The 25,656-nt window shown below is 41.0% G+C and carries 25 protein-coding genes; 11 read left to right on the top strand and 14 right to left on the bottom strand.

Annotated elements, in window-relative coordinates; genetic code table 11:
* The first annotated feature begins 57 nt into the window (after positions 1-57).
* The 3 genes from CLI64_RS18610 to CLI64_RS18600 all read left to right on the top strand — a co-directional run bounded on the left by CLI64_RS18610 (position 58) and on the right by CLI64_RS18600 (position 4,613).
* The gene (locus CLI64_RS18610; RefSeq protein WP_103138602.1) at positions 58-1,473 is read left to right on the top strand and encodes a folate/biopterin family MFS transporter; all 1,416 of its coding nucleotides are present in this window, start codon (positions 58-60) and stop codon (positions 1,471-1,473) included.
* A gap of 166 nt (positions 1,474-1,639) precedes the next feature.
* Positions 1,640-3,133: a carotenoid oxygenase family protein gene (locus tag CLI64_RS18605; protein ID WP_103138601.1), complete on the top strand. Its 1,494-nt coding sequence runs from the start codon at positions 1,640-1,642 to the stop codon at positions 3,131-3,133.
* A 190-nt stretch (positions 3,134-3,323) separates the two neighbouring features.
* Positions 3,324-4,613, top strand: coding sequence for a Glu/Leu/Phe/Val dehydrogenase (locus CLI64_RS18600; protein ID WP_103138600.1), 1,290 nt, complete (start codon positions 3,324-3,326; stop codon positions 4,611-4,613).
* A gap of 322 nt (positions 4,614-4,935) precedes the next feature.
* Here CLI64_RS18600 and CLI64_RS18595 read toward each other — a convergent pair whose 3' ends face one another.
* From CLI64_RS18595 to grxC, 3 genes are all read right to left on the bottom strand, one after another.
* Positions 4,936-5,706 carry a 1-acyl-sn-glycerol-3-phosphate acyltransferase gene (locus tag CLI64_RS18595; RefSeq protein ID WP_103138599.1) on the bottom strand — a complete coding sequence of 257 codons (771 nt, stop codon included), beginning with the start codon at positions 5,704-5,706 and terminating at the stop codon, positions 4,936-4,938.
* Between the two features lie 74 nt (positions 5,707-5,780).
* On the bottom strand, positions 5,781-6,266 hold the full coding sequence (gene tadA, locus CLI64_RS18590; protein ID WP_103138598.1) for a tRNA adenosine(34) deaminase TadA: 486 nt from the start codon (positions 6,264-6,266) through the stop codon (positions 5,781-5,783).
* 121 nt (positions 6,267-6,387) lie between these two features.
* Positions 6,388-6,711, bottom strand: coding sequence for a glutaredoxin 3 (grxC, locus tag CLI64_RS18585; RefSeq protein ID WP_103138597.1), 324 nt, complete (start codon positions 6,709-6,711; stop codon positions 6,388-6,390).
* A gap of 417 nt (positions 6,712-7,128) precedes the next feature.
* On the opposite strand from grxC, the gene glpX reads away from it, so the two are divergent.
* Together glpX and CLI64_RS18575 are read left to right on the top strand one after the other, a co-directional pair.
* Complete coding sequence (gene glpX, locus CLI64_RS18580; RefSeq protein ID WP_103138596.1) at positions 7,129-8,166, top strand: class II fructose-bisphosphatase; 1,038 nt, start codon at positions 7,129-7,131, stop codon at positions 8,164-8,166.
* A gap of 205 nt (positions 8,167-8,371) precedes the next feature.
* Positions 8,372-9,658, top strand: coding sequence for a glutamyl-tRNA reductase (locus CLI64_RS18575; RefSeq protein WP_103138595.1), 1,287 nt, complete (start codon positions 8,372-8,374; stop codon positions 9,656-9,658).
* Between the two features lie 125 nt (positions 9,659-9,783).
* Here CLI64_RS18575 and CLI64_RS18570 read toward each other — a convergent pair whose 3' ends face one another.
* Positions 9,784-10,371 (bottom strand): COP23 domain-containing protein, encoded by a 588-nt coding sequence (locus tag CLI64_RS18570; RefSeq protein WP_103140790.1) that lies wholly within the window; start codon positions 10,369-10,371, stop codon positions 9,784-9,786.
* 163 nt (positions 10,372-10,534) lie between these two features.
* The gene (locus CLI64_RS18565) at positions 10,535-10,753 is read right to left on the bottom strand and encodes a helix-turn-helix domain-containing protein (RefSeq protein WP_103138594.1); all 219 of its coding nucleotides are present in this window, start codon (positions 10,751-10,753) and stop codon (positions 10,535-10,537) included.
* Between the two features lie 172 nt (positions 10,754-10,925).
* Here CLI64_RS18565 and CLI64_RS18560 point away from each other — a divergent pair, with 172 nt between their 5' ends.
* Both CLI64_RS18560 and CLI64_RS18555 read left to right on the top strand, forming a co-directional pair.
* Positions 10,926-11,516: a metalloregulator ArsR/SmtB family transcription factor gene (locus CLI64_RS18560; protein WP_103138593.1), complete on the top strand. Its 591-nt coding sequence runs from the start codon at positions 10,926-10,928 to the stop codon at positions 11,514-11,516.
* A 78-nt stretch (positions 11,517-11,594) separates the two neighbouring features.
* A complete protein-coding gene (locus tag CLI64_RS18555) occupies positions 11,595-11,903 on the top strand; it encodes a DUF2087 domain-containing protein (protein WP_103138592.1) in 309 nt (102 codons plus the stop codon).
* Between the two features lie 165 nt (positions 11,904-12,068).
* On the opposite strand, the gene CLI64_RS18550 is transcribed toward CLI64_RS18555, so the two are convergent.
* A complete protein-coding gene (locus tag CLI64_RS18550; RefSeq protein WP_103138591.1) occupies positions 12,069-12,851 on the bottom strand; it encodes an ABC transporter ATP-binding protein in 783 nt (260 codons plus the stop codon).
* Positions 12,841-13,974, bottom strand: a complete 1,134-nt coding sequence (locus CLI64_RS18545; RefSeq protein ID WP_103138590.1) for a branched-chain amino acid ABC transporter permease — start codon at positions 13,972-13,974, stop codon at positions 12,841-12,843. The genes CLI64_RS18550 and CLI64_RS18545 overlap by 11 nt, the downstream gene beginning before the upstream one ends.
* A gap of 210 nt (positions 13,975-14,184) precedes the next feature.
* Between CLI64_RS18545 and CLI64_RS18540 the strand changes: the two genes are divergently transcribed.
* From CLI64_RS18540 to CLI64_RS18525, 3 genes are all read left to right on the top strand, one after another.
* The gene (locus tag CLI64_RS18540) at positions 14,185-14,382 is read left to right on the top strand and encodes a hypothetical protein (protein ID WP_103138589.1); all 198 of its coding nucleotides are present in this window, start codon (positions 14,185-14,187) and stop codon (positions 14,380-14,382) included.
* A gap of 188 nt (positions 14,383-14,570) precedes the next feature.
* Positions 14,571-14,828 carry a cytotoxic translational repressor of toxin-antitoxin stability system gene (locus CLI64_RS18530; RefSeq protein WP_103140789.1) on the top strand — a complete coding sequence of 86 codons (258 nt, stop codon included), beginning with the start codon at positions 14,571-14,573 and terminating at the stop codon, positions 14,826-14,828.
* A 103-nt stretch (positions 14,829-14,931) separates the two neighbouring features.
* Positions 14,932-16,518 (top strand): glucose-6-phosphate isomerase, encoded by a 1,587-nt coding sequence (locus CLI64_RS18525; protein ID WP_103138587.1) that lies wholly within the window; start codon positions 14,932-14,934, stop codon positions 16,516-16,518.
* Positions 16,519-16,849: 331 nt separating this feature from the next.
* Here CLI64_RS18525 and CLI64_RS18520 read toward each other — a convergent pair whose 3' ends face one another.
* From CLI64_RS18520 to CLI64_RS18505, 4 genes are all read right to left on the bottom strand, one after another.
* Positions 16,850-17,506 carry a Nif11-like leader peptide family natural product precursor gene (locus CLI64_RS18520; protein ID WP_103138586.1) on the bottom strand — a complete coding sequence of 219 codons (657 nt, stop codon included), beginning with the start codon at positions 17,504-17,506 and terminating at the stop codon, positions 16,850-16,852.
* A 312-nt stretch (positions 17,507-17,818) separates the two neighbouring features.
* Complete coding sequence (locus CLI64_RS18515; protein ID WP_103138585.1) at positions 17,819-19,270, bottom strand: DUF1802 family protein; 1,452 nt, start codon at positions 19,268-19,270, stop codon at positions 17,819-17,821.
* 2 nt (positions 19,271-19,272) lie between these two features.
* On the bottom strand, positions 19,273-21,249 hold the full coding sequence (locus CLI64_RS18510; protein WP_103138584.1) for a P-loop NTPase fold protein: 1,977 nt from the start codon (positions 21,247-21,249) through the stop codon (positions 19,273-19,275).
* 50 nt (positions 21,250-21,299) lie between these two features.
* On the bottom strand, positions 21,300-21,965 hold the full coding sequence (locus CLI64_RS18505) for a hypothetical protein (RefSeq protein WP_103138583.1): 666 nt from the start codon (positions 21,963-21,965) through the stop codon (positions 21,300-21,302).
* A 457-nt stretch (positions 21,966-22,422) separates the two neighbouring features.
* Here CLI64_RS18505 and CLI64_RS18500 point away from each other — a divergent pair, with 457 nt between their 5' ends.
* A complete protein-coding gene (locus tag CLI64_RS18500; protein WP_103138582.1) occupies positions 22,423-22,686 on the top strand; it encodes a hypothetical protein in 264 nt (87 codons plus the stop codon).
* A gap of 87 nt (positions 22,687-22,773) precedes the next feature.
* Here the strand turns inward: CLI64_RS18500 and mdh are convergent, their stop codons facing one another.
* The 3 genes from mdh to CLI64_RS18485 form a co-directional block, all read right to left on the bottom strand.
* On the bottom strand, positions 22,774-23,757 hold the full coding sequence (mdh, locus tag CLI64_RS18495) for a malate dehydrogenase (protein WP_103138581.1): 984 nt from the start codon (positions 23,755-23,757) through the stop codon (positions 22,774-22,776).
* A 180-nt stretch (positions 23,758-23,937) separates the two neighbouring features.
* Positions 23,938-24,153: an NAD(P)H-quinone oxidoreductase subunit O gene (locus CLI64_RS18490; protein ID WP_103138580.1), complete on the bottom strand. Its 216-nt coding sequence runs from the start codon at positions 24,151-24,153 to the stop codon at positions 23,938-23,940.
* 506 nt (positions 24,154-24,659) lie between these two features.
* Positions 24,660-25,511 (bottom strand): DNA-formamidopyrimidine glycosylase, encoded by an 852-nt coding sequence (locus CLI64_RS18485; protein WP_103138579.1) that lies wholly within the window; start codon positions 25,509-25,511, stop codon positions 24,660-24,662.
* Positions 25,512-25,656: the final 145 nt, after the last annotated feature.

Here is a 25,656-nt window from a genome sequence, read left to right as displayed (position 1 = left end):
ATCCCTCAGAAATCGATATGATATAAAAGTCGATAAAACTTCAAAAATATTCACCAAATGCTGATTCACTCCTCTGGCTTATCCAAGGTCAAGGACTCAGTTACAGAGAAAATCTTCTTCGGTAATGAACCCAGTGCTGAGTTAATCGCCATCCTGACTGTTTACTTTGTCCAAGGAATTTTAGGATTGGCACGTTTAGCCGTCAGTTTTTTCCTGAAAGATGAATTATCACTGAGTCCGGTTCAGGTGTCGGCACTGTTGGGAGTTGTGGCCTTACCTTGGATTATTAAGCCAATATTTGGTTTTATCTCAGATGGTTTACCTATATTCGGCTATCGTCGCCGTCCCTACTTGATACTATCGGGGATACTAGGTGCTTTATCTTGGGTGAGTTTGGCGACCATAGTTAATGATAGATGGAGTGCTACAGTAGCGATCGCCCTTGGTTCTCTATCCGTAGCCGTTAGCGATGTAATTGTTGACTCATTGGTTGTAGAACGAGCCAGGGTAGAATCCCAAGCGGATGCAGGTTCTCTACAATCACTATGCTGGGGTACTTCAGCATTGGGTGGCCTAATCACAGCTTACTTTAGCGGCTTACTACTAGAACACTTCACTACCCGCACTGTATTTTGGATTACAGCCACATTTCCCTTGATTGTTTCCTGTGTAGCTTGGTTAATTGCTGAATCGCCAGTTACTAAGGATACCAACGAAAACTCAACCACAGACAATCTCAGCCTCAAAGATCAACTAGCACAGCTACGTCAAGCCATCACTCAAAAAAGCATCTGGCTACCAACAGCATTTGTCTTTATTTGGCAAGCCACACCCACCGCCGATGCAGCCTTTTTCTTCTTCACTACCAACGAACTTCACTTTGAACCAGAATTTTTAGGTAGGGTGAGGTTAGTAACCAGTTTTGCAGCTTTAATTGGGGTGTGGATTTTCCAACGCTTCCTCAAAAGTGTGCCATTTAGAGTCATTTTTGGCTGGAGTACGGTAATTTCTGCCGTTTTGGGGATGACAATGCTGCTTTTGGTCACACACACAAACCGCGCTTTAGGTATAGACGACCACTGGTTTAGTTTAGGTGATAGCCTAATTCTCACAGTTATGGGACAAATCGCCTATATGCCGGTGCTAGTTTTAGCAGCCAGATTATGTCCGCCTGGAGTAGAAGCGAGTCTATTTGCTTTATTAATGTCAGTTTCCAATTTAGCTGGGATGGTTGCCTATGAATTTGGTGCAATTATTATGCACTGGCTGGGAATTACTGAAAGCAATTTTGATTCATTATGGCTGTTAGTCCTAATTACTAATCTCAGCACCTTACTACCATTACCCTTTCTGAATTGGCTACCAGGGGATGATGCCAAAATCGAGACAATCAACGCTGAAACAGCCACATTAGTTCCCAGTTTAGTTTCTGAATTAAGCCTCAAGGAAATACAATCAGAAACCATTGAATAAGGACAATTGCAATTTTACAATCTACCAGAGTTCTTAACTCTAACTTTTATGAAAGTGCAGAGTAAATTTACAGATGTGATGTGTCACATCTGTAAATTATCATTAAAAAATGGCTTAAAAATAGATTTTTTGAAAATCTCCAACAACAATTAATAACTATCAAAATATGCAAGTTTTTCAAAACCCACAGTCAGAAGTTTTAAGCAAATCCTATACCTTGGAAGATTGGCAAGGTGGTTATGAGTCCCTTAAAGAAGAGTTCGACTACTGGATTGATGATATAGAAGGAGAAATACCACCGCAATTACAAGGAACATTATTTAGAAACGGGCCAGGATTACTGGATATTAATGGGCAAAAAATCCATCATCCTTTTGATGGTGATGGCATGATTAGCCGCATCACCTTTACTAATGGTCGCGCTCATTTCCGCAATCGCTTTGTCAGAACTGAAGGATATTTAGCAGAACAAAAAGCAGGTAAAATACTCTATCGTGGTGTATTCGGTACGCAAAAATCAGGAGGTTGGTTAGCTAATATCTGCGATTTGAAAAACAAAGAAATTGCTAACACTAATGTCATTTATTGGGGTAATAAACTGTTAGCTTTGTGGGAAGCTTCTGAGCCATATATTCTTGACCCGTATACATTGGAAACTTTGGGTAAAGAATACTTTGATGGAGTTTTATCTAAGGGTAATACTTTCGGCGCACATCCCCGATTTGACCCTAGTTGTATGCAAGATGATGGCGCACCCTGTTTAGTTAATTTTGCTATTAGACCAGGCCCATCAACGACAATCAAAATTTTTGAATTAAATCCAGCAGCTAAAGTTATCAGAGAACACACTCATCAAGTTTCTGGATTTTGTTTTATTCATGATTTTGTCATTACTCCGCATCACTATATTTTCTTTCAAAACCCTGTTGTTTTTAATCCCCTACCTTTTGTTTTGGGTTTACGTGCGGCTGGAGAATGTATTAAGTTTCAGCCTGAGCAGAAGACTAAAATTATAGTTATTCCTCGTTTTCCCAGACAAGAAAATTCCGAGTTAAAAATTTTAGAAACACAATCAGGTTTTGTCTTCCACCATGTTAATGCTTTCTCTAGGGGAGATGAAATTTTTATTGACTCAATTTGTTACGATACCTTAGCAGAAGTAAAACCAAACAGCGATTTTCGCCAAGTTGATTTCGCTGCTCTTTCTCCTGGTCAAATCTGGCGATTTCATGTCAATCTCCAAGATGGAAAAGTCCAGCGTCATTTAATTGAGAGTCGCTGTTGTGAGTTTCCCAGCATACATCCTGATTATGTAGGACGTGAACACAGATATGTTTACTTAGGAGCGAGTCATGCGGCTAATCTCAACGCACCATTACAAGCAATACTCAAGATTGATTTAAAATCTGGGGAAAGACAACTTTGGAGTGCGGCTCCCCGTGGGTTCGTTGGTGAGCCGATTTTTGTACCACGTCCAGACGCGCAAACAGAGGATGATGGCTGGTTGCTAGCTTTGGTTTATGATGCTGCTTACCATCGCTCAGATGTGGTGATTTTGGATGCTCGTGATTTAAAAAAAGGTGCGCTCGCTAAACTACATCTCAAACATCATATCCCCTACGGTTTACACGGTAACTTTACCTCACAAATTTTTACATAAAATTGATCCCCTAAGTGTTTATATCTATAGGTTCTAGTCAAAACCCACGTTTGGCTAGAACCTGTATTTTTTTAAACACAATATAAAAATGTAACAAAAACTACAAAATTCCCATATTTCTCTAAAACGCGAGATACGCTAGGCATATATGTATCCGGTTCGCCAAAAACCGCGACTAGGAGAAAATCTTATGGTTTCAACCCCTATCAACCCGTTAGAAGCTGCTACCCCCGCGCATATTTGTCCATTTGACCAAGCTTGTAGTTATTTAGACGCAGCCGGGAAAGAATTAAGGTTAGATCAAGGTGTCTTAGAAATTCTCAGTCACCCCCGCAAGGTAGTAACAGTTTCTATCCCTGTGAAACTAGACAATGGCGATATCCGAGTCCTAGCAGGACATCGAGTCCAACATTCTGATGTTTTAGGCCCCTACAAAGGCGGAACTCGCTACCATCCGGCTGTGACACTGCGGGAAGTTTCAGCTCTAGCTATGTTGATGACCTGGAAATGCGCGCTGTTGGGTATACCTTATGGTGGCGCAAAAGGTGGTATTGCGATCGACCCAGAAAATTACAGTGTCGCTGAACTAGAACGCATCACTCGCCGTTATACCAGCGAATTAATTAAAGATATTGGCCCTTCCGTAGATATCCCCGCGCCAGATATGGGAACTTCCGCCCGTGAAATGGCTTGGATGATGGATACTTATTCTGTTAATGTGGGTCATGCTGTACCCGGAGTTGTCACAGGTAAGCCATTATCTATCGGTGGTTCATTGGGACGGGAAATGGCGACCGGACGGGGTGTGATGATTATCGTCCGAGAAGCTTTAGCCGATATGGGTAAATCCTTAGAGGGAATACGCGTAGTTATTCAAGGTTTCGGGAATGTAGGAGGCGCAGCAGCCGAATTACTCCATCAAGCAGGCGCGAAAATTATTGCTGTTTCCACTGCTACAGGTGGTGTGTATTCATCTCACGGTTTGGATATTCCCGCACTCAAAGCTTATGCGGCGGAAAATCGTCGGAGTGTCGTAGGTTTCCCTCAAGCTTCAGCAATTAGCAATGCAGAATTACTCACCTTACGTTGTGACGTGTTAATTCCTGCCGCTTTAGAAAACCAAATCACAGAAGAAAATGCTCACGAAGTCAGGGCGCAAATCATCGCAGAAGCAGCCAACGGCCCAGTAACTTTAGAAGCTAACCGCATTCTAGAAGGACGGGGTGTGACTGTATTACCAGATATACTAGCCAATGCTGGGGGTGTAGTAGTTAGTTACCTAGAATGGGTGCAAGGTCTTTCTTACCTATTTTGGGATGAAGTGCGCGTCAACCGCGAAATGGAACACTTAATGGTGCAAGCGTATCAACAAGTAGTCCAAAAGTCCAAGTCTCGACAAGTTCCCCTCAGACTAGCAGCCTATACTCTAGGAGTAGGTAGAGTAGCTCAAGCCTTGCATGACAGAGGTTTGTATCCTTAAGTTTTTAGAGTTTATGTAGGGTTTGCTAAACAAATATAGATACCCTATAGATACCCGACTGTTTCAAAAAGTCGGGTATCTGAACAACAGCGAGCTATGAAAATTAATCGGGTGTGGTAATAGATTTACTATAGTAGTTAAATATTACGGTTGTTTAATAGTTTTCATTTATTACTAAATAACCGTATATTTTCTATGTTGATTGGTAGTGATTTATAAATTGAGTCTATAGAATTATATTTGGTCATCAAAGTCAAATACTGCGATCGCATCTTTACATCTGTGATCATGAAGATATAGGAAGCTGATCAGGAGTCTTTTTTCAAGAATTGGGAATCTCTGCAAAAGCATGATGACTAACAGTTAGTTCTGGACTGCTTAAATTTTGGAGTGACCTAGTTAAATCCTCTGTAAGTTGCTTGGCGTTTTGTTTGGCTTTGCCAATAGTATAATCATTGACATTAATCGCTGGGCCAATGTTGATCGTGACATCTGCGCCCCAACTAGGATAAGGCTCACTGTAGTTAATTCCCACAGGGAGGATTTTGACCCCTAATCCTGGTTGATATGATTCTGCACTTAGAGCCAAACGGGAAATTCCTGGCTTTAGGGTGTGAACTTTACCATCCCGAAATATATTACCTTCAGGGTAAATAACTAACATTTTTCCTTGTTGTAGCACTTCCACAGCATGACGGAGAGTTGCAATAGCAGGACGCTTTGTATCTACAGGGAATCCGCCCATACGACGCACAAACCAACCTTGTAACCCTTGACATTCATCAACTGTCACCATGAATTGTAAGTCTCTACCGGTAACGTAACGACCGGCAGCATACGCTAGTAGTAAGGCATCCCAACGAGCGCGGTGAGTAGGGGCTAAAATTACAGGGCCAGTTGTGGGAATATGTTCTTGTCCGAGGATTTGGATTTGTCCAAAAAAGAATGGTAAGAGGAAATGATATCCTAGAAAGTAAGCTGTAGAAGTCAATAAAGGTGATATATTACCTTCATAGACGGTTATTTGGGGTTTTTGAGTGGTTTTTTGGGCTTGTAAAGGACAGTTATCAGAAGCAGAGTAAATTTCCATCATGTGGGTAGCTGCAAATTAACTGGTAAGATACGGCAAAAAATTAAGTAATGTAGTTACACCGTAAATTTTCTTCCTCAATTTGTGTGATCACAGCTGGACAGTTTTGTCTCTGTCTGCGACTGTTTTTGATTTCGCTTAGTAGCAAACCAATTTTGTAATTGTTGACGACAGGCTGATTCTAAGATACCTCCGATAACTTGCAGACGGTGATTAGAAGCCGCACTGTCAGGGATGTTGATCACAGTCCGAATTGCGCCGGTTTTAGTATCGTCCACTCCATAGACAAGTTTAGCCAAACGCGCTTGTATGATCGCACCTGCACACATTGGACAAGGTTCTAAGGTGACATACAAAGTACAGCCATGAAATCGCCAGCTTTCTAGACTTTCCCTAGCCGCACGCAAAGCCATAATTTCTGCATGGGCTGTAGGGTCTTGATCCCGTTCTTTTCTATTTTCGCCTTCAGCAATCAAATTACCATCAGCATCAGTAATTACAGCCCCCACAGGAACTTCCCCCGCATCACCTGCATTTTGTGCTAACTCTAAGGCTCGGTTCATCCAGTGGCGGTATGTTAAATATTCTGGGGATTGGGGATTGGGGACTGGGGACTGGGGACTGGGGACTGGGGACTGGGAATTGGAAAACAAGGGATGATTGCTGATAACTATTGACTATTGACTATTGACTATTGACTACTAACTGTTCTAACAGGGGATCAAGTTGACCTTTGGTGTCTAACTCATAAAGGTCATCACAACCGCCGATGTGTTGGTTATTGATGAAAATTTGTGGTACTGTGCGGCGACTGTTGGCGCGTTCTGCCATTTTTGCTCTTGCGGTCTCGTCTCCGTCGATTTTGTACTCAGTAAAATTTACGCCTTTCCACCAAAGTAATAGCTTGGCTCTAATGCAGTAAGGACAAGTTTGCCAAGTATATATCTCAACATCTGCTTTGATTCGTTCGGGATGACGACCAAGTAGGGGATTGAGAAAGTCCAACATAGTTTTAATGTGATGCTTTTTTACAAATTATAAAGTGGACACCAAAGCAAGTTTTATTTCAATAGTCTCATTTGTCTGGAAATGTCAATATTTCTAGTTTTACTGAGTTTAAATTATTAGTCAATTTTTCAATAATTTTGAGAGTTTCTCTAGTTTTACTTTCTCATCAACGATTATTTTTGTTGATGCCAGCTCGACATCGAGAAATTTTATTTCTCAACTTGAGATAGACAGGGAATTTTACACACAATCTTAGATACTATTGATTTTAGCAGTAAAACTTAACACATCAGTAAATTATTTAGTTAATACTATTTCTTTTATTGGTTCACACACGTATCCGCCCTTTGGTAGACTTAAGAACTGAAATGGCCAGATGAAAAGACGCAAAAGTCAAGCAGTTGAGAGGGCGACTCTGTGGAAAATACACTTGGATTAGAAATTATTGAGGTAGTCGAACAAGCCGCGATCGCATCTGCGAAGTGGATGGGTAAAGGCGAAAAAAATACTGCTGACCAAGTAGCAGTAGAAGCAATGCGGGAGCGTATGAACAAGATTTATATGCGTGGTCGCATTGTAATTGGGGAAGGGGAACGTGATGACGCTCCTATGCTGTATATCGGCGAAGAAGTCGGTATCTGCGCTCGTTCAGATGCTAAAGATTTCTGTAACCCAGATGAATTAATTGAAATTGATATTGCGGTTGACCCCTGCGAAGGTACAAACTTGGTAGCCTACGGACAACCTGGCTCAATGGCTGTACTGGCAATTTCTGAAAAAGGTGGTTTGTTTGCTGCACCTGACTTTTACATGAAAAAATTAGCAGCACCTCCAGCCGCTAAGGGTAAAGTAGACATCAATAAGTCAGCTACAGAAAACCTCAAGATTCTGGCTGAGTGTTTAGATCGGGCAATTGACGAACTGGTAGTAGTAGTCATGAAGCGCGATCGCCACAACGATTTGATCAAGGAAATTCGGTCAGCAGGCGCGAGAGTACAGCTAATCGCCGACGGTGACGTGGGTGCAGCCATCTCTTGTGGTTTTGCTGGTACTAATATTCATGCCTTAATGGGTATTGGTGCAGCGCCTGAAGGTGTCATCTCCGCAGCCGCAATGCGCGCTTTGGGCGGACACTTCCAAGGTCAATTGATCTACGATCCAGAAATCGTGAAGACAGGTTTGATTGGCGAAAGCAAAGAAGCCAACATCGAGCGTTTGCAATCTATGGGCATCACTGACCCCGATAAGGTCTATGATGCACATGAACTAGCCTCTGGAGAAAACGTACTGTTCGCAGCTTGCGGTATTACCTCCGGCAACCTCATGCAAGGTGTGCGCTTCTTCCACGGCGGTGCAAGAACTCAAAGTCTGGTTATTTCCAGCCAATCCAAGACGGCTCGCTTTGTCGATACAATTCATATGTTTGAACAGCCCAAGATTGTGCAACTGCACTAAGAGTTAGAGGCAAGGGGCAGGGGGCAAGGGGGCAGGGAGACAAGGGGGACAAGGAAGATGAGGAGCAGGGGGAGCAGGGGGAAAATACAATGCCCAATTCCCAATTCCCAATTCCCAATTCCCAATTCCTAGTACCCAATGCCCCATGCCCCATGCCCCAATCCCCAATCCCCAAAATAATCCATTACTAAACTACCGATAAGAAATGAATATTGCAGTGGTGGGGTTAAGCCATAAAACAGCCCCAGTCGAAATTCGGGAAAAGCTGAGTATTCCAGAACCACAAACAGAAAGCGCGATCGCTCATCTTATCAGCTATCCCCATATTGATGAAGTTGCTATCCTCAGCACTTGTAACCGCTTAGAAATCTACATTGTGGCGGCGGAAACCGAACACGGTGTCCGAGAAGTGACGCAGTTTCTTTCTGAACACAGCAAATTACCTATAAATTCTTTGCGGCAACATTTATTTGTACTGCTCCATGAAGATGCTGTTATGCACGTTATGCGGGTAGCAGCTGGTTTAGATAGCTTAGTCCTTGGTGAAGGACAAATTCTGGCTCAGGTGAAAAATACTCACAAACTGGGACAGCAATATAACGGTATAAAAACAATTTTGAATCGATTATTTAAACAAGCAATTACCGCCGGTAAGCGCGTGAGAACAGAGACTAGCATCGGTACGGGTGCAGTATCTATTAGTTCGGCGGCTGTAGAACTCGCACAAATCAAAGTAGATAATTTAGCAGCTTGTCGTGTGGCAATTCTCGGTGCGGGGAAGATGTCGCGCTTGCTAGTGCAACACTTGATTTCTAAAGGTGCTACACAAATTAGTATTGTCAATCGTTCCCGCGATCGCGCTCAAGAATTAGCACAACAGTTTTCAGAACAGCCCATCCGCATACACTTGCTCTCAGAAATGATGCAAGTAATTGCCGAAAGTGACATAGTATTTACTAGTACATCATCAACTGACCCCATTTTAGACAAATCAAAGTTAGAGATGGTTTTAGCTCCTCACCAACCTCTAATGCTATTTGATATTTCTGTACCACGTAACGTCCATGTAGACGTAAATGAACTATCTCACGTAGAAGCGTTTAACGTAGATGATTTAAAAGCAGTTGTCGCTCAAAACTATGAAAGCCGGAGAAAAATGGCTCAGGAAGCTGAACGACTTTTAGAAGAAGAAGTTGATGCTTTTGATGTTTGGTGGCGCAGTCTCGAAACCGTTTCAACAATCAGTTCACTGCGGAATAAAATCGAAACCATTCGCGAACAAGAATTAGAGAAAGCTTTATCAAGATTGGGTTCGGAATTTGGCGATAAACATCAAGAAGTCATCGAAGCTTTAACACGAGGAATTGTTAATAAAATTTTACATGATCCGATGGTGCAATTACGCGCCCAGCAAGATGTAGAAGCCAGAAGACGATGTATGCAAACTCTACAAATGCTCTTCAACTTAGATGTAGGTGAGCAGTTTAGTTAAATTAAGGGTACAGAATTAAGTAAAAAGTAACAAAGTAAAAAGGCGAAAGATTGCTTTCTGGCTACTTTTGCCTTTTGCCTTTTACCTTTTGCCTTTCATCAACCCCCACACCCCTTGCGGAAAAACTATAATTCCCTATCTGGATTAGAAGTAGGTGATTGCGGTTCATGCTGGGAATTAGTGGGAGATACCACAGATGGTGTGTCGCTGTCACTATCTAAACGGCTACTGACATCAATATAAGGACTTGAAGCACTTTCATACAGCGAAGGTGTTCCTGTTTCACCTTTGCGCCAAGCTAGGAGATTATCTAACGTTGCGACTGCATCTTGTCCTGGCTTCAGAGTAAAAATAAGTCTTTCACAACGACCATTGATTTGACTAGCGGTGCAAACCACACGCTGACGATTCATCATACCCACAGTAATGAATCTTAATCTTCTTTGTTGGCGGTAAATTTCTAACCGCCTGCTAACTTCTCTACATCTGGTGAAATTATCATAACCACTGTTTTGAAAAAAATTAGAAGTCCAGCGAATCCACGGTTCTCGCTCTCCGCTAGAATTGCGATACATCGTGATTGGTTTGCCTGTGGACATATCACAGTAAAAACCCCTGTTGTATTGTGTCCAACCTGGTTGCTGTGTGATGCTAACTACACCAATGGCGATCGCACCTGTTGTGATCAATGTTCTTAAACAGAAAAATTTCATATAATCTTTGGGGATTAATTCATAAAAAATACTGAATTCCCCCAATTATAAGATACCGTCATATACAGTAAGCTTTTCTCCTGACTTGTTAAATATATAGGGGCGCACAACTAACTAGTTGTGCGCCCCTATTAGGATTTCTGCTGGACTCAATTACGAATAACTATGAAAGGTGCCTGATTCTTGCTCTATAATCTAGCAGCGCACCTTGGCTAACTACAGTGCGCCCGTTTCTTTTGTGCGTTGGTATCTGTCCTTTTTGCAGAGCCATGTACAGGGTACTTTGGTCTACACCTAAAAGTCTAGCTGCTTGCACCAGCGAAGTACCTGGCTTGAGCATACCTGGTTTCTGCTTTCTTCGACGGAATGATGATTGGAACATGGCGAAATGTGAAGAACTACTTAAGAAAACTCAACTTTTTTCACAACGAATCGCAAAATTAACATTAATTCAAAATTAACCAAAGCAGAGCTTGTGCTGCATCAGACGATTACAGCATCAGTAATTCGATCTACCTCTAATTAGATTGGGGTCGAATTAAGTATAACAAATTATGAACAGAGAACAATTTCAAACCCTGCTACAATTTTTCAAAGCGTTGGCTGACGAAAGCCGATTAAAGATTTTAGGAATCTTAGCTAATCAAGAGTGCAGTGTTGAGGAATTGGCAGCATTAATGCAACTCAAAGAGCCTACAGTTTCCCATCATTTGGCCAAGCTAAGAGAGTTAAATTTGGTGACAATGCGCCCAGAAGGCAACAGTCGCATATATCAATTGGATAGTGAAGTTTTACAACGTATCAGCAAGGAAATTTTTACGACTGAACAACTAGCCTCTGTCATAGAGGATGTTGATACTGAAGCCTGGGAGAGCAAAGTCTTAAAAAACTACTTGGAAATAGAACAAACTAGTACGGCAATGGTACAACGTCTCAAAGAAATTCCCGCTAGTCGCAAAAAGCGTTTAGTAATTCTCAAATGGTTAGCCAACAAATTTGAGTCGGGAGTTAACTATTCAGAACATGATGTGAATGACATTCTCAAAACCTATCATCCAGACTATGCCACCTTAAGACGAGAATTAATTGGCTATCACCTAATGCAGCGTGACAACGGCGTTTATTGGCGAGTCACAGAGGCTTGAGTTCACAAAAATATGTGGACAAGGGAAATCTAATTAGATATACTTCTAATTAGATAATCTTCTAATTGGTTTAAAATTATGGACACCAAGCAAACGGTAGTAGATGAGAACAGTGAATCGTGGTCAAGCAGGATTTTACGGAATTTTCTTGAAAAAGATAACTCTGATCAAATCTTGAAAGAAATTCCTGCTCAACGCAAAAAGCGGTTAGTAATTCTTCAGTGGTTAGTGGAAAAGTTTGAGGTGGGGGTAAAATATCCAGAAAGTCAAGTGAATGCGACAATCAAAAAGTATTATCCTGACTACGCCACTTTGAGACGCGAGTTAATTGTTAATCAACTGATGCAGCGACAAAATGGAGTGTATTGGCGAGTTGCAGAAGGTTAAAAAGGGGATTGGGGACTATCAATTCAAAACTCACAATATTTCTTCTCCTAACGGAGATGCTAACGCTAACGGAGAAGCAAGCTACAAAATTCAAAATTGCAGAATTGCTCCCCACATTCCCACATCCTCTGCCCCTCAACTTCTCTGGAACCTGTCCCTTGTACCCTACTGTCCTAGATAGGCTTCTAAAACCTGGGAATTGTTTTGAATTTGAGTAGGTGTGCCATCGGCTAAATTCCTTCCTTCTGCTAGTACCCAGACACGATCGCACAAGGACATAATTACGTCCATGTTGTGTTCAATAATTAGAAAGGTCATGCCGTCTTGACGATTCCAATTTTGGATGCGATTACATATATCATCAATTAGTCTGGGATTAACTCCGGCTGCTGGTTCATCAAGCAAAATCAACTTGGGGTTCGTCATTAAGGCTCTACCCATTTCTAGCAGTTTGCGCTGTCCTCCAGACAAGCCACCAGCATATTCGTAGGCTTTATGGGCTAATCCTACAGATTCCAGCACCGTCATTGCTCTGGCTTTTAATTCCTTTTCTTCTTTCGCAACTATGTGGGGCTGTAACTGCACCTGCCAAAAATTTTCCCCTGTTTGTTTTTGGGCTGCTAGCAGCATATTTTCTAGCACTGACAGCCGAGAGAGTGTCCGCGCTACCTGAAAAGTGCGGACTAATCCCTGTTGGGCGATTTGGTGGGGTTGTAGGTTTTGGATGGGTTCACCGTCAAAAATCACGCGTCCCTTATCTGGACGGATGAAGTTAGAAAGTAAGTTAAATAAAGTAGTTTTCCCCGCACCATTGGGGCCAATCAAACCAGTGATGCTACCTTGAGCAACTTCGATTTGGGCTTCACTGACAGCTTTGATCCCACCGAAACTTTTACAAAGTCCGCTAGCAGCTAATAGGGGAAGGGGGGATGATTGGTTATTTACCAAGGGTGAGTTCCTCCTTTTTCCCTAAGATACCTTGAGGTCGCCAAATCATCAGCACCATTAAAATTAAACCAATCACCATGATCCGAAATGCACCTAAACGCGCTTCATCCAGAGGAATAATTTTTGGTAAAACTTCGCGGGTAATGGCATCGTAGGCAAAGTAAATGACTGCGCCTAAAATGGTGCCGACATTATTACCAGAACCGCCTAAAATTACCATAATCCAGGAGTCAAAAGTTAGCTGTGGCTGGAAGTTATCAGGGTAAATAGCACTGATTTGCCAAGCAAAGAAAGCACCAGCCACACCTGCGATCGCACCACCTAACATCAAGGATTGTAGCTTGTACCAAAACACATTTTTACCCATTGCTTTGGGTATTTCTTCATCTTCACGGATAGCTTTCAAGACTCTACCCCAAGGCGATCGCACTAAATACTCCAACCGCCAAAATACCAGTGCTAACACTAACAGCGATAACAGCATTAAACCTGCCTTGGGCAAGTAATTATAGAGCGTGATCACCCCAGAAATATAGATGAGCAGTGCTAATACACCTAAGATACTGCCCACCACCAACCGCGAAATAAATTCTTGCTTGTTACCAACTCTGTAACCTGAATCAACAACCTGTGGTTTTTGAGCAATGCGAATCCACCGCCATAATGAAAAAATTGTAATCGCCAACAGCAGCGTTAAGACTCCAATCATCCCCAAACGAAACACCAAATTTGGCTGTGTCGAAAACGGAATCGGATAACTTTGTACACCAAACGCCCCAGATACCCAAGTATCACCCACAGGTAACTCCTGGTTATTCACCACCAAGCGGATAAGTTCACCAGTCCCGATGGTAACAATAGCTAAATAATCTTCCCGCAGGCGCAGAGTTGCCAAACCGATAATTAAACCCAATAAAGCCGCCACAGCTGCCCCTATCAGTGCTGCGATGAATAGAGGTACACCCCTAACACTTAATAGCACCGTAGTATAAGCACCCAAAGTCATAAAAGCGATATGACCAAAATTAATTAACCCTGTAAAACCCCACTGTAAATTGAGTCCTAAACTAAACAGGGCAAAGGTGGCTGTAGAAATTGCAAGAAAAATCAGGTATTCAATCATTAGTTATTAGTCAATAGTCAATAGTCAATAGTCATTAGTCATTAGTTATTAGTCATTAGTCATTGGGTAAAATTCTACCTTGTCTACCTTGTCCCCAATCCCCAGTCCCCAATCCCCAGTCCCCAATCCCCAATCCCCAATCCCCATCCCGTTAAACATTGCCGATTTTTGGGAACAATACGTTTGTATTTTGGTTGATATGAAGAATAGATGAACTTGTTGAGAATTAGAATCCATCATTTAATTGAACAGTTAGGGGATGAGGAACTGGAAAGCGTTTGGCATGATATCCATGCGCTGCATTGTGATTTTTATATGCTAAAAGCAATACAACAAGTCAAGCGATCGCAGCAACCGTGGGATATCTTAACCCATGATGAAGCCGTCCGAATGTTGATGTTTGTTTAGGATTGGGGACTGGGGACTGGGGACTGGGGATTGGGGACTGGGATAAAGGAGGCAGGGGGGCAGGGAGCAGGGGGAAATGGGGAAATTCTTCTCCCCCCTGCACCCTGCACCCTGCTCCAATTCCTCTTCTATGCCCCATGCCCCATGCCCCATCCCCTATGCCCTATGCCCCTACTAAGGTGAACGCAGTGAATCTCGAAATGCGTTATGCGAGGTCTTTTTTAGTAGACCTGAAAAGTTTAGAATCAGCTGCCTATCAGCGAGTATTCGATTTTGTGTTTTATGAGTTTGCTGACAAGTGGAATTTGCATTCTCTTCCAGAGTTACGACAGCTGGATGATGAGGGCATTTTTCACAGGTTTACCATTGATAATTATTTGGTTGGGATAGAAATCAGGGGTGAGATTGTTAAATTTCTGCGCGTCATACCTATGCCAGATGTTTAGGTCGATGAGTTTCTCAACACTAAAAACTGTATAAGGCAAAGCAGGGATGGGTCTACCGTTACATTACACTTGATTTTAAGGACACTTTACTAGAGATTTCCCTATGGATGCGAAGGCACTTTGGCAACGATACCAAGATTGGTTATATTTCCACGAGGGATTAGGACTGTATCTAGATGTAAGTCGGATGCGTTTTGATGATGCCTTCGTGAAGTCGTTGCAGCCGAAGTTTGACAAAGCGTTTGCGGAGATGGCTCAATTGGAGCAGGGTGCGATCGCCAATCCTGATGAGAACCGCATGGTGGGACACTACTGGCTAAGAAACCCAGATTTAGCCCCCACTCCAGAACTGACACAAGAAATTGTGCAAACCTTAGAACAAGTGGAAGCCTTTGCCGAAAAAGTTCACACTGGTGCAATTCATCCACCTAAAGCAAACCGCTTCACAGATATTATTTCTATTGGCATAGGTGGTTCTGCCCTTGGCCCTCAATTTGTTGCTGAAGCCCTCGCCCCAGACTTTCCGCCCCTAAAAATTCATTTTATCGACAACACCGATCCCGCCGGTATTGATCGGGTTCTCACTCAACTGAGAAATCATCTTGCTAGCACCTTGGTACTAGTGATCTCCAAATCTGGAGGCACACCAGAACCTCGTAACGGCATGATTGAAGTCAAGAAAGCCTATGCTGGACAAAATTTAGATTTTGCTCAATATGCAGTAGCTATTACTAGTGCTGATAGTAATCTGGATAAATTAGCAAAAGCTGAAGGTTGGCTGGCTAGATTCCCTATGTATGATTGGGTAGGCGGACGGACTTCGGAAATGTCTACTGTTGGGTTAGTTCCCGCCGCCTTGCAAGGGATTGATGTCCGCACCATGCTAGAAGGTGCAAAAGAAATGGACGACGCTACCCGCGTCAGTGATGTGAAAAATAACCCGGCGGCGTTGTTGGCGTTGTCTTGGTATTTTGCGGGTAACGGTAAGGGTGAAAAAGACATGGTTGTCTTACCCTACAAGGACAGCTTGCTGTTGTTTAGCCGCTACTTACAACAGCTAGTGATGGAATCCTTGGGTAAAGAAAAAGACTTAGATGGCAATGTTGTTTATCAAGGTATTGCCGTTTATGGTAACAAGGGTTCAACCGACCAACACGCCTATGTACAGCAATTGCGTGAAGGTGTACCCAATTTCTTTGCTACCTTAATCGAAGTTTTGGAAGACCGCAACGGCGCATCTCCAGAGATTGATCCTGGTGTAACTTCCGGTGACTATCTCTCTGGCTTCTTACAAGGAACTCGCCAAGCTTTGTATGAAAATCAGCGTGACTCAATCACTGTCACCATTCCCCAAGTTAACGCTAGGACTGTCGGCGCATTAGTCGCTTTGTATGAACGGGCTGTAGGTTTATACGCTAGCTTGGTTAACATTAACGCTTACCACCAGCCAGGGGTAGAAGCTGGTAAAAAAGCGGCTGCGGCTATTTTGGACTTGCAAGCTAAGGTAGTAGACTTACTGCAAACAGAAAAATCAGCCCTCTCTTTGGCAGAAATTGCAGATAAATTAGGTGCAGCTGATCAAGTTGAAGCTATTTACAAGATTTTGCGTCACCTGTACGCTAATCAACGCGGTGTAGTTTTGCAGGGAAATCTTGCTCAACCCAGCAGTTTAAAAGTTTCTCTAGGCTAATAAATTTTATACTGCTACACAAAAGTTCAACCAGGAATAGTTCTATTAATTTTAACGTGAGTTAGACGAACAAAAAAACCCCTCTCCAAACCTCTCCCCTGCAAGGAGAGAGGCTTTAAAACCCACATTTTCGTTGATATTTTAGCTCTTTACTCCCCTCTCCGTGTCGGAGAGGGGTCGGGGGAGAGGTCAAAAAAGACTTATCGAACTCACGTTAATTTTAAAACCCGCTTTCATTAAGAAGGCGGGTTTTTTTGAGTCAAAATTAATAAATTCATGTCTGTAAACTGTTTCGCAGCACACAAAAGGCAAATCTTTGAGTGTTGAGTGTCTATCTATTGCTAATTAAGTGCTGATTAAAGTAGCTTTTGGGCAAGAAACAGCGATCTGGCAAAAAAGGATTGTCACCATACTGAGACATAAAGTTCAGTGGTGGTTCTCTATGACAAAAAGGTGCTATGATTCCCCATTCTTCCGCTAACCAAATCCAATATCCTATTTCGATTTTGCCGTAGTTAGAGACAGTATCAACTTCTCCCACACTATTATCAATTGGTACTAATTCTGGTGATGATTTAATTTCTGTGAGTAGCCAGGCTAATTCATCGACGGTAAAGTGATAACCATAATTAGCCGCTATTTGTACAAATTGTTGAGGAGTTTTAGATGCTAATAGTTTGTCTTTGACAGATGGGGTTTTTTGTGCGAAATCAAGAAATGTCCAAATATGCTTTCTGGTGACAAGAAACCAAGCTAGTTCTTCTAAGATTAAGTGATAGCCATTTTCAGTTGCAATGCTAATAAAATGCTCTGGATTTTTTGCTTCTCCCAATTGACTCTTGACAAGGAAGTTATCTTCTACAGAAGCGAAAAAATCAATGATTTTTTGCCATGTTAATCTATTATAATTATTATTAAGTTTTGTATTTTTTCTCCACTGCTGGTATTCGTCTTCTTGGAGAAAGAACGCCCAAATTTGGTAATACATATTCCATTTTACCTCTGATTTTAAATTTACAAGTGTTTTCTTAACTATTAGTGTAATCAGTATATCCTTACTTGTTCGACAGTATAAATTTAAAAGTTTTTGTAAAGTATACAACTCAGGACATAGGTATAAAGTTAACGTAATATTCAGAACTAGTAGTTATATTTACGTATAAAACTTTCCGACAAAAAAAGGCGATCGCTGTTTTCCCGTTACTTTGCTTAACATTCGAGGAAATGCGATCGCTCTTTGGTTATTGTTACTTTTCTTTATTCAAAATTATCTCAACACTGGTACTCTTAAAACTAATCTTTAGTTAAGTGGTAAGTCACGTAAATAGTAAAAGCGATCGCTTCTCCAATCATTACTTTTAATTCGCCCTAAGTACCCTGTTAATGGCGATGAAAGTTCTATTAAAATTTCGTGTAATTGCCTAGATTCTAGGGATGTAGGAGGATAAGAAGTCATATATGCAGCATGAAGTGCTTCAACTCCAGCACGATCGTATTTGGTAAGTTCAAGATAATTTTTTAATACTTGGATAACGTGCGATCGCAATTTAATCTGCTGTTCAGTCTGAGCAATATACTCATCAATCTTATCGTCAATTTGTCCAGGTTCTAAATATTGCTTAAGTTCAATTAAGTTGATAGCACCAGGATATTTTGCTTTTAATTCAACTAGCTTTTGTAAAGTCATAGCATTAATAATACTTACTTTCCATTGTTGTGCGGCTTTTAGAGTATCTGTTGAGGGATTACCAGGGCCAATTATCAATTTAGCCGAGTGTAGGAATTTATCTGCACCTAAGTGCATACCACCCAACTTAATCAGTTCTTGTACTGTGTGGCTAGGAATCAGTTTACCTGCTTTACATTCACAAACTAGAGGGTATGGTTTTGAACAAAATAAATCTAAACCGCCAGCACCTCCTTTGAAAGCATCCTCAACTTTAAACCCTAAAAAATCTAAGCTTTGGCGTGTGATATTCTCAAAATCTGTTCCAGCTTGGTAATTACTTTTTTTCTCATCTAGTTCTAGGCTTCGATTACCCAGAGATGCAATATTATTTATCCAAGCTAAATCTGTATTTATTGGTTGAATATGCTTAGTATTATTCCAACCTAAAAATATTTGGATATCATCATTTAATTCTTGGGCGGCTGGGTTGTTAATTGCAAGTTGGGATAGAATACTCTGCAATTCTTCTAATTCAGGATGCTTTGGAGGTTCTAAGTTTTGCAGTTGTTGTTTGCGTTGTGCGAAAGTGCGATCAGTTAATATTGGGTCTGCTTCAGTAACAGTTAGAGAATGTGGCAAAGGTATAAATTGGCGTATTTGATTTTGTAGATCAATCTCCTGTGCTTCTGGTAGTAAATAAACACGCAAGTAAGCTAAAAAGATATAGGGTCTTTGTTTGAGATTTTCTTCTAATGCTTCTTTTGTCCAGATAGTTAATTGAGACAAAGCATCAAATGATTCTGGAGCATTTAGCATTTGACACAGTTCACATTTCGCCCAAGCTGTAATTAAGGCTGTTTTAGAATTTAAGTTAGCAGTAACACTTTGGACAATATGTAAAAAATTTGAACGATAGAATTTTTCATTTGATAGTGTCACAATATTAGTTGGACAGAGAGCAAATTTTTGCCCTGGGTGGATGAATTTCCGAGGCATAGCTGTGATAGTTCTGCCTTCAATTAAAGCTGCTATATCAGGAGCAGGTAGCAACAAACTTGTTTGAAGTAAGATTGATTCGCTCATACTTATGTAAACAACTCACTCAGATCATCCGAATCATCTGTTTCTTCTATAACTGAGGGGTTGAGAAAGTCATTTAACAGTTCTTCTGCTTCAATAGTTTCTTCATCAACTTGTCCACAAGGAGAACTCAAAATCTCTAGTAATAAAGGATTTGTACGAGTTAATTTTTTTGCAAATGTTATGAACTGCTCATCGTTAATTCGGTAGTTATCACGTTTTTGATAAACATAATATATATCAATAATGGGTTTGATTTCTTCTGCCTTTAAATCTACCCATTCACCACCCAAGTTTGATACTAGATGCTTAAGTAATTGATAAGCCTCTCCTTTTTTATTAATTTTTCGAGATTTAGAACGCAATAAACAACCACGATTTATATCGAAAGTTTGGTATTGAGTTAGTCGATTTAATCCTGATAGTACTGATCTAGGTGGTTGGATGACAGCTAATCCAATTTTAATAATTTTTTCATTTTCTCTGGTAACTACTTTGAAATTAATATAACCGTTATTTTGTGATTTAGCTGGCACTTCTTCAACATCAATTATCTCTAATTGGTTTAATTTTTCGCCTGTTGATGTTTCCCCTTCTAATATTTCTCCTTTTAGCGTTTCAAAACCTAAGCGTAAAGCTTCAGCGATTAAAGAATTATCATCCAGATAATTTTCTTTATCTGTTGTAATTTCTCTATTCAAAGCAAGTTCAAATCTTTCATATGGGTCATCTGGTAAAATATCTCCTGGAGCTTTAAAGTTTTCTGCACACCACTTCAACGCCTCTCTAATAGTTGGTCTTCGTTTGCCATATTCTTTCAGCTTAATTTCTTCAAATGGGTACAAAGGATGAGGAGGTAATAAACTATTTGTATTGTAGAAATCTTGTAACCAAAGATTTACCAATTCAACAAGAGAATTACTATCAATATTTCTTAAATCTATTGGTTTTGTACCTGTATATTTTGATGCTCTAGCAGGTGTACCTCCTGGTATGTTTAGTATTTTATCTGTCCAGGTTTCTGGTAGCATAACTGTAATAATTACAATACCTTTGCCTAATTCGGAGTTTTCAAGGGTATCATGAAGGATTTTGACTAAATTAGCAATTACAATTTCTGTAGGCAAACCATCATCATTAGCATTATTTTTTACATCTATTTCATCAAAACAAATAACTACTGAATTATAGTAACTAACTAAATTTAATATCTGTTGAATATTCTTAAGAGCTTCAGCCTCTCTATCTTGATTTGTTTTAACAGCATTTGGTAAACCCAAGAAATCAGCATTTGATTTTGCTAATTCTTCACCAGAGAGCCATTTGATTGCAAAGGTTGCTTGGGTATCAGAAAGAGTCCACAAAATAGCTCTAACGATATAAGGATCTGCATTTGGTTTTGTTTTGAGTACTTCACTAGTCAGTTTGTCCATCAAATTTTTATTTTTAGCCAACCAATTTGCATAGACTTTATCAAATCTTTCGAGTAGATCCCATGCAGAAAGACTAGGAGCATTAGCATTGATTGATTTAAAACCTTCGTTTGCCATAGCTGCGGCTACTTCTTGCCACTGCATAACCTTTTGGCTACCAGTTTTGCTCAGACTATCTGCCAAAGTTTGCTGAAATTGGTACTTGACTAAGTTCAAGTCAGTATAGTTATTGACGCTAGCATATATAAATAAAGCACCACCTTCCTGCTCTAATCGATGACGAATACGGCTGAGAAGATGAGTTTTACCGACTCCTTGTTGTGCCGTTATGGCTATTGATGTTACTTTATCTTGACTATATGTACTTTTATTTACCAGATCAATCGCCTGAAAAACTGTGTCAGAAGCATGGGAATTGAGCGTAGTTACATCAGGAAGCTTTCTTCCCCAAACATCTTGCTCTTTAGCAATTCCAGCATTAATGAATGGATTTTGGCTTTGAATAGCAGCGTTGACAACTTCTATTGAAGAAACAGGATTATTTGTCATAACAATTCTATTTAGTGTGAGGAACTTCAAAGTATCTGAGGACAATCTAATCAACTCAATTTCTTGGCATAAGAACGCAATCCAACTTCAGGTATGGTTATTGAATCTTCACGTTTATCAGGAGTGAAGTCTGGAATTTCACCAGCAATTAGCTGAAGTATGTCGTCAGTCTGTATTTCAAGTAGCCAATTATTGAAACTTTCACGACTAACGCGATCACCTATTTCTCTTCTGAGCCGATAAATTGGTACTAAATCATTAAAGTTGTAATTCTGGTTCAACTTGTCGTAGACTTCCAACACCACTGACTTGAACTCTTCATAAGAAGCGATCGCACTGCTCCCATTAGCTGGTGTAGATGTGCTAACCTCTGCAATATCAATTTGGCCAATCCACTTCACCAACGCATTCGCCGCCCAAGTGCCAACAATAGTGCCATCAAACTTAAACTCACCACTTCTCAAACCGTCACTCAGCACCTTCAAACCCTTGGGCGATGTCAGAGAATATCCTGTTTTTGAAATCGATATCGTCCCTTGTTTCTGTAATTCCTCAAATACACCTTGATAATCTGCGGCTTTCTTGCCCTTCGATAAAATGCGCTTGTTGAGTTGCCCTTTCTTTACTTCCTGCTGTGTTCCTCCCAAATCCCATAAAGCCAGCAGAAGACGAGTTTTAGTTTTGGCACTCTGTAAGCTATCTTTGCCTGAACCCATGTGATGTAGCCTATTTAACTGATAATTCTGACAATATTATAATTTGCTTTTTATTGCATATACTATTTATGTAGCATTGAAAATTTTCTGGAAATTTTAGACAAATTGCTATTTTATCAATAAATAAGGCACAAGCGACCAAATATAAATATGCTTATTATGTTATTGAAAATACACTAAATAGATAGTTTTGTTATGATACCACTGTAAATTATGCTACTAATTCCACAGTATGTTTTACGTCAAATTATTGTTTGTAAAGATCATTTCTAGAGAACACTTATTATTTTTCTGCACATATAATCCAACTAAAAGTATATTTCTCAAGAACGATCGCAAAGTATTTCAAAAGTAGGACGGAAGAACAAAAAAACCGACTCATCATAACAGGGGTAACTACAAATTTTTGCAAAATAGGTGTTTATCCTACTGCAATATCTCAGCGAGGAAATCAATTATGGTGGGTGATTTTTTACGAAAAGCTCAGGATTTTATGAGTGGTTCAAGGCGCGAAGAACGTGAGGAAGAAGCAGATTATCGGGAATATCGGGGACGCAGAGGAAGAAGAGACGGCGAAGACCGTTATGATGATGAAGATGAAGAAAATTATAGTCGCCGCAGTTCCCGTGAAGACCGTTATGATGATGAAGATGATGAGGAAGATTCTGGTCGTCGCCGTTCTCGACAATACCGCCACGATGATGAAGACGAAGACGAATAACTACTGAAAAATTTGGTTTTATGAGGTGATGAATTGTGTGATTTTAAATTAGGCAGTAGCTTCTAAAACTACTGCCTTTTGTTTTGACTATATCGAACTTGTTGCAGCTAAAATTTCTTGCGATCGCTCGATATTTTTCCGTACAGCTTGAGCCGAAATATGCAAAGCTTCTTTTTCAGAATCACTCAGATTTAATTCTAAAATACTCTCAATTCCATGAGAACCCAAACGACAAGGTACACCAATCACCACATCTTTTAAACCATATTCACCTTGCAGATGCGCCGCCACAGGTAACAACCGTGACTGATTCAATACAATCGATTCCACCATCAAACTTGTCGCGGAAGCTGGCGCGAAAAATGCACCGCCAGTCTGCATTAATTCCACAATTTCTGCACCACCATTGCGAGTCCTTTCTACTAAGCGCGCAATTGTTTCTGCATCTAATAATTCTGTAATGGGGATACCATTAACGGTGGCGTAACGAGATAACGGAACCATCAAATCCCCGTGACTACCTAACACCATCGCCTTGACATCAGCAGGTAATACCCCTAATTCCAAGGCGATAAAAGCTTCAAACCGTGCTGAGTCTAGTACCCCAGCCATCCCCATAATTCTATTTCGCGGTAAACCTGTAGCTTCCCAAGCTAGATAAGTCATCACATCTAAAGGATTGGTGACTACGATAAAAATAGCATTAGGAGAATAGGCGATCGCATTTTTAGCAGCTTCAACCACAATCTTGGCATTGGTTTTGAGCAAATCATCCCGACTCATCCCTGTTTTGCGGGGAAATCCGGCGGTAATCACCACAATTTGCGAATCTGCTGTATCTGCATAATTATTTGTGCCGATAATCTCACGATTATGTAATTCAATACCCCTAGCTTCTAATAAATCCAGTGCTAAACCTTGAGGTATTCCCTCAACAATATCTAATAACACCACATCCGCCAGATTTTTCTCAGCAATGCGTTGGGCTAACGTACTACCCACCCTACCAGCACCGATAATAGCAACGCGCGGTAGACGACAGACAATTGGGGATTCAACAGGAGAAAACATAAACTTGCTTAGACAATGCAACCTGTATAGTTACTAAGGGTAACAGCTAGAATTGCGATCGCCAGTGACCAAAGTGATAAAATCCCGTAATCGTTTGTAGTAAGGACTTTAGTCCTGAAATCCTTAAGCACTAAAGTGCTTACTACAAGCTTATTTTGTTATGGGTAATTCACCAACAGATTATTCAAATTCTGCCAGTTGATCTAAACGTAACCAAATATTAGGGGTGGGGACTTGTCCAAACTTCACTAAGGCGTAATCACCTTTAATATCTACGACTTCACCTTGAGTATCAAATAAATACGCTGGAAAGCGAGTATCACTAGCTTTAGCTTCCAAACTATTTTCTAGCTTCTCACGCACAGCGCGCACCATATTTCCTTTCTTAATCGGCATAAGTTCCCCTCTCAATTGATTACGTTATTTTATAGAGAATTATAGGGGATTGGGGGATTGGGGATTGGGGGTCTGACAGATGTAGGTTTTTTACGTTGTGTACCAAAAACCTTGGTTTTGGGGTGTAGGGGTGTAAGGGTTTAGGGGTGTAGGGGTGAGTGAAACAATGATTCTGTCGTTAGTCTGAGAGTCATCACTCACTGCTGGGTAAAAAACCTACACTTGTGAGGGATTGGGGATTGGGTACAAATCCTATCTTAAGGTGAATTCGACGACCTCTCCCCAAACCCCTCTCTCTTGAAAAGTTCTGTTCGGAGGAAACCTCCGCCCAGACTTTTCGCTCCGACGCGGAGAGGGGCTTAGATATATTGAGAATCAACGAAAAATGAAGGTTTTAAAGCCTCGTTCTTTGCATGAGAGAGGTTTAGAGAGAGTTTCTTAAAATTCGTCGAACTCACCTTACCTTAATCTCCCCTATACCCCTATACCCTCACACCCTTACCCCCCTAACTTTGACACTGAGAACAAAAATGGCTGGATCTTCCTGCCAACTTGATGCGTTGAATTACTTCGCCACAAACTCTACAGGGTTCGCCTGTGCGATTGTAAACCCAGGCTACACCCCCATAGTTACCATTGATCCCCTTAACATTCAGGAAATTACTAAAAGTCGTACCACCAGCCGCAATACTGGTTTCTAAGACTTGAATAATTGCCGTTCGCAAAGGCTCAATTTGCTCTAACTTTAAATCTGTACACAGAGTTTGCGGTAATATGCCACTTTTAAATAAGGCTTCGTCAGCATAAATATTACCCAACCCAGCCACCACAGACTGATCTAATAGTGCAGTCTTAATCGGTCGGCGACGATTATGTAATTTATTGGCTAAATACTTCACTGTGAACTCTGGCGAAAAGGGATCGGCTGCAAGTTTGGCTAAACCAGTAATCACACTTTCTACAGCTACCCCAGGCTGTACCCACCACATTTGTCCGAAAGTGCGCTGGTCAACAAACCGTAATTCCTGCTGATTCTCAAAAAAGATTCTGACTCGTGTGTGCTTATGCAATGGTTCATCTTGCTTTAGCCATAGCAATTGACCAGTCATCCGCAAATGCACTCCTAGCCAACTACTAGAGGGAGATGGGGAAGATTGAGAAAGTTCAGCCAGGAGATACTTACCGCGACGTTGCCAATTAACTATGGTCTGATTGGCGATCGCATTTACAAACTCATCTACAGAAAAAGGGTGGGCGACGGTGCGATTTAGCAACACATCTCCACCCGTGATTTTGCAATTCAGGGTCAACTGATTCAGACCCCGACGGACTGTTTCAACTTCAGGCAGTTCAGGCATTTAAGCTGATTAAGCAAGCGATTGGATTTATTTATAGGGATCAAAAATGAGATTAATAATATAGATACAATGTCTGCCCAAACTCCGAAAAATGATCCGCAAATACCCGCAGGTAGGTACAGAATTAGTAGGCTAGTCTGGGGTG

The organism is Nostoc sp. CENA543 (genome assembly GCF_002896875.1).
In the GTDB taxonomy this organism is placed as follows: Bacteria; Cyanobacteriota; Cyanobacteriia; order Cyanobacteriales; family Nostocaceae; genus Trichormus.
Note: the sequence above shows the minus strand (reverse complement) of the source record. Positions and strands in the feature narration are given on the sequence as shown.

Coding starts and splice junctions, on each gene's coding strand:
- CLI64_RS18610 (WP_103138602.1), top strand. CDS start 58: ATGCTGATTCACTCCTCTGGCTTATCCAAGGTCAAGGACTCAGTTACA.
- CLI64_RS18605 (WP_103138601.1), top strand. CDS start 1,640: ATGCAAGTTTTTCAAAACCCACAGTCAGAAGTTTTAAGCAAATCCTAT.
- CLI64_RS18600 (WP_103138600.1), top strand. CDS start 3,324: ATGGTTTCAACCCCTATCAACCCGTTAGAAGCTGCTACCCCCGCGCAT.
- CLI64_RS18595 (WP_103138599.1), bottom strand. CDS start 5,706: ATGATGGAAATTTACTCTGCTTCTGATAACTGTCCTTTACAAGCCCAA.
- tadA (WP_103138598.1), bottom strand. CDS start 6,266: ATGAACCGAGCCTTAGAGTTAGCACAAAATGCAGGTGATGCGGGGGAA.
- grxC (WP_103138597.1), bottom strand. CDS start 6,711: ATGTTGGACTTTCTCAATCCCCTACTTGGTCGTCATCCCGAACGAATC.
- CLI64_RS18575 (WP_103138595.1), top strand. CDS start 8,372: ATGAATATTGCAGTGGTGGGGTTAAGCCATAAAACAGCCCCAGTCGAA.
- CLI64_RS18570 (WP_103140790.1), bottom strand. CDS start 10,371: ATGAAATTTTTCTGTTTAAGAACATTGATCACAACAGGTGCGATCGCC.
- CLI64_RS18565 (WP_103138594.1), bottom strand. CDS start 10,753: ATGTTCCAATCATCATTCCGTCGAAGAAAGCAGAAACCAGGTATGCTC.
- CLI64_RS18560 (WP_103138593.1), top strand. CDS start 10,926: ATGAACAGAGAACAATTTCAAACCCTGCTACAATTTTTCAAAGCGTTG.
- CLI64_RS18555 (WP_103138592.1), top strand. CDS start 11,595: ATGGACACCAAGCAAACGGTAGTAGATGAGAACAGTGAATCGTGGTCA.
- CLI64_RS18545 (WP_103138590.1), bottom strand. CDS start 13,974: ATGATTGAATACCTGATTTTTCTTGCAATTTCTACAGCCACCTTTGCC.
- CLI64_RS18540 (WP_103138589.1), top strand. CDS start 14,185: ATGAACTTGTTGAGAATTAGAATCCATCATTTAATTGAACAGTTAGGG.
- CLI64_RS18525 (WP_103138587.1), top strand. CDS start 14,932: ATGGATGCGAAGGCACTTTGGCAACGATACCAAGATTGGTTATATTTC.
- CLI64_RS18520 (WP_103138586.1), bottom strand. CDS start 17,506: ATGTATTACCAAATTTGGGCGTTCTTTCTCCAAGAAGACGAATACCAG.
- CLI64_RS18515 (WP_103138585.1), bottom strand. CDS start 19,270: ATGAGCGAATCAATCTTACTTCAAACAAGTTTGTTGCTACCTGCTCCT.
- CLI64_RS18510 (WP_103138584.1), bottom strand. CDS start 21,249: ATGACAAATAATCCTGTTTCTTCAATAGAAGTTGTCAACGCTGCTATT.
- CLI64_RS18505 (WP_103138583.1), bottom strand. CDS start 21,965: ATGGGTTCAGGCAAAGATAGCTTACAGAGTGCCAAAACTAAAACTCGT.
- CLI64_RS18500 (WP_103138582.1), top strand. CDS start 22,423: ATGGTGGGTGATTTTTTACGAAAAGCTCAGGATTTTATGAGTGGTTCA.
- mdh (WP_103138581.1), bottom strand. CDS start 23,757: ATGTTTTCTCCTGTTGAATCCCCAATTGTCTGTCGTCTACCGCGCGTT.
- CLI64_RS18490 (WP_103138580.1), bottom strand. CDS start 24,153: ATGCCGATTAAGAAAGGAAATATGGTGCGCGCTGTGCGTGAGAAGCTA.
- CLI64_RS18485 (WP_103138579.1), bottom strand. CDS start 25,511: ATGCCTGAACTGCCTGAAGTTGAAACAGTCCGTCGGGGTCTGAATCAG.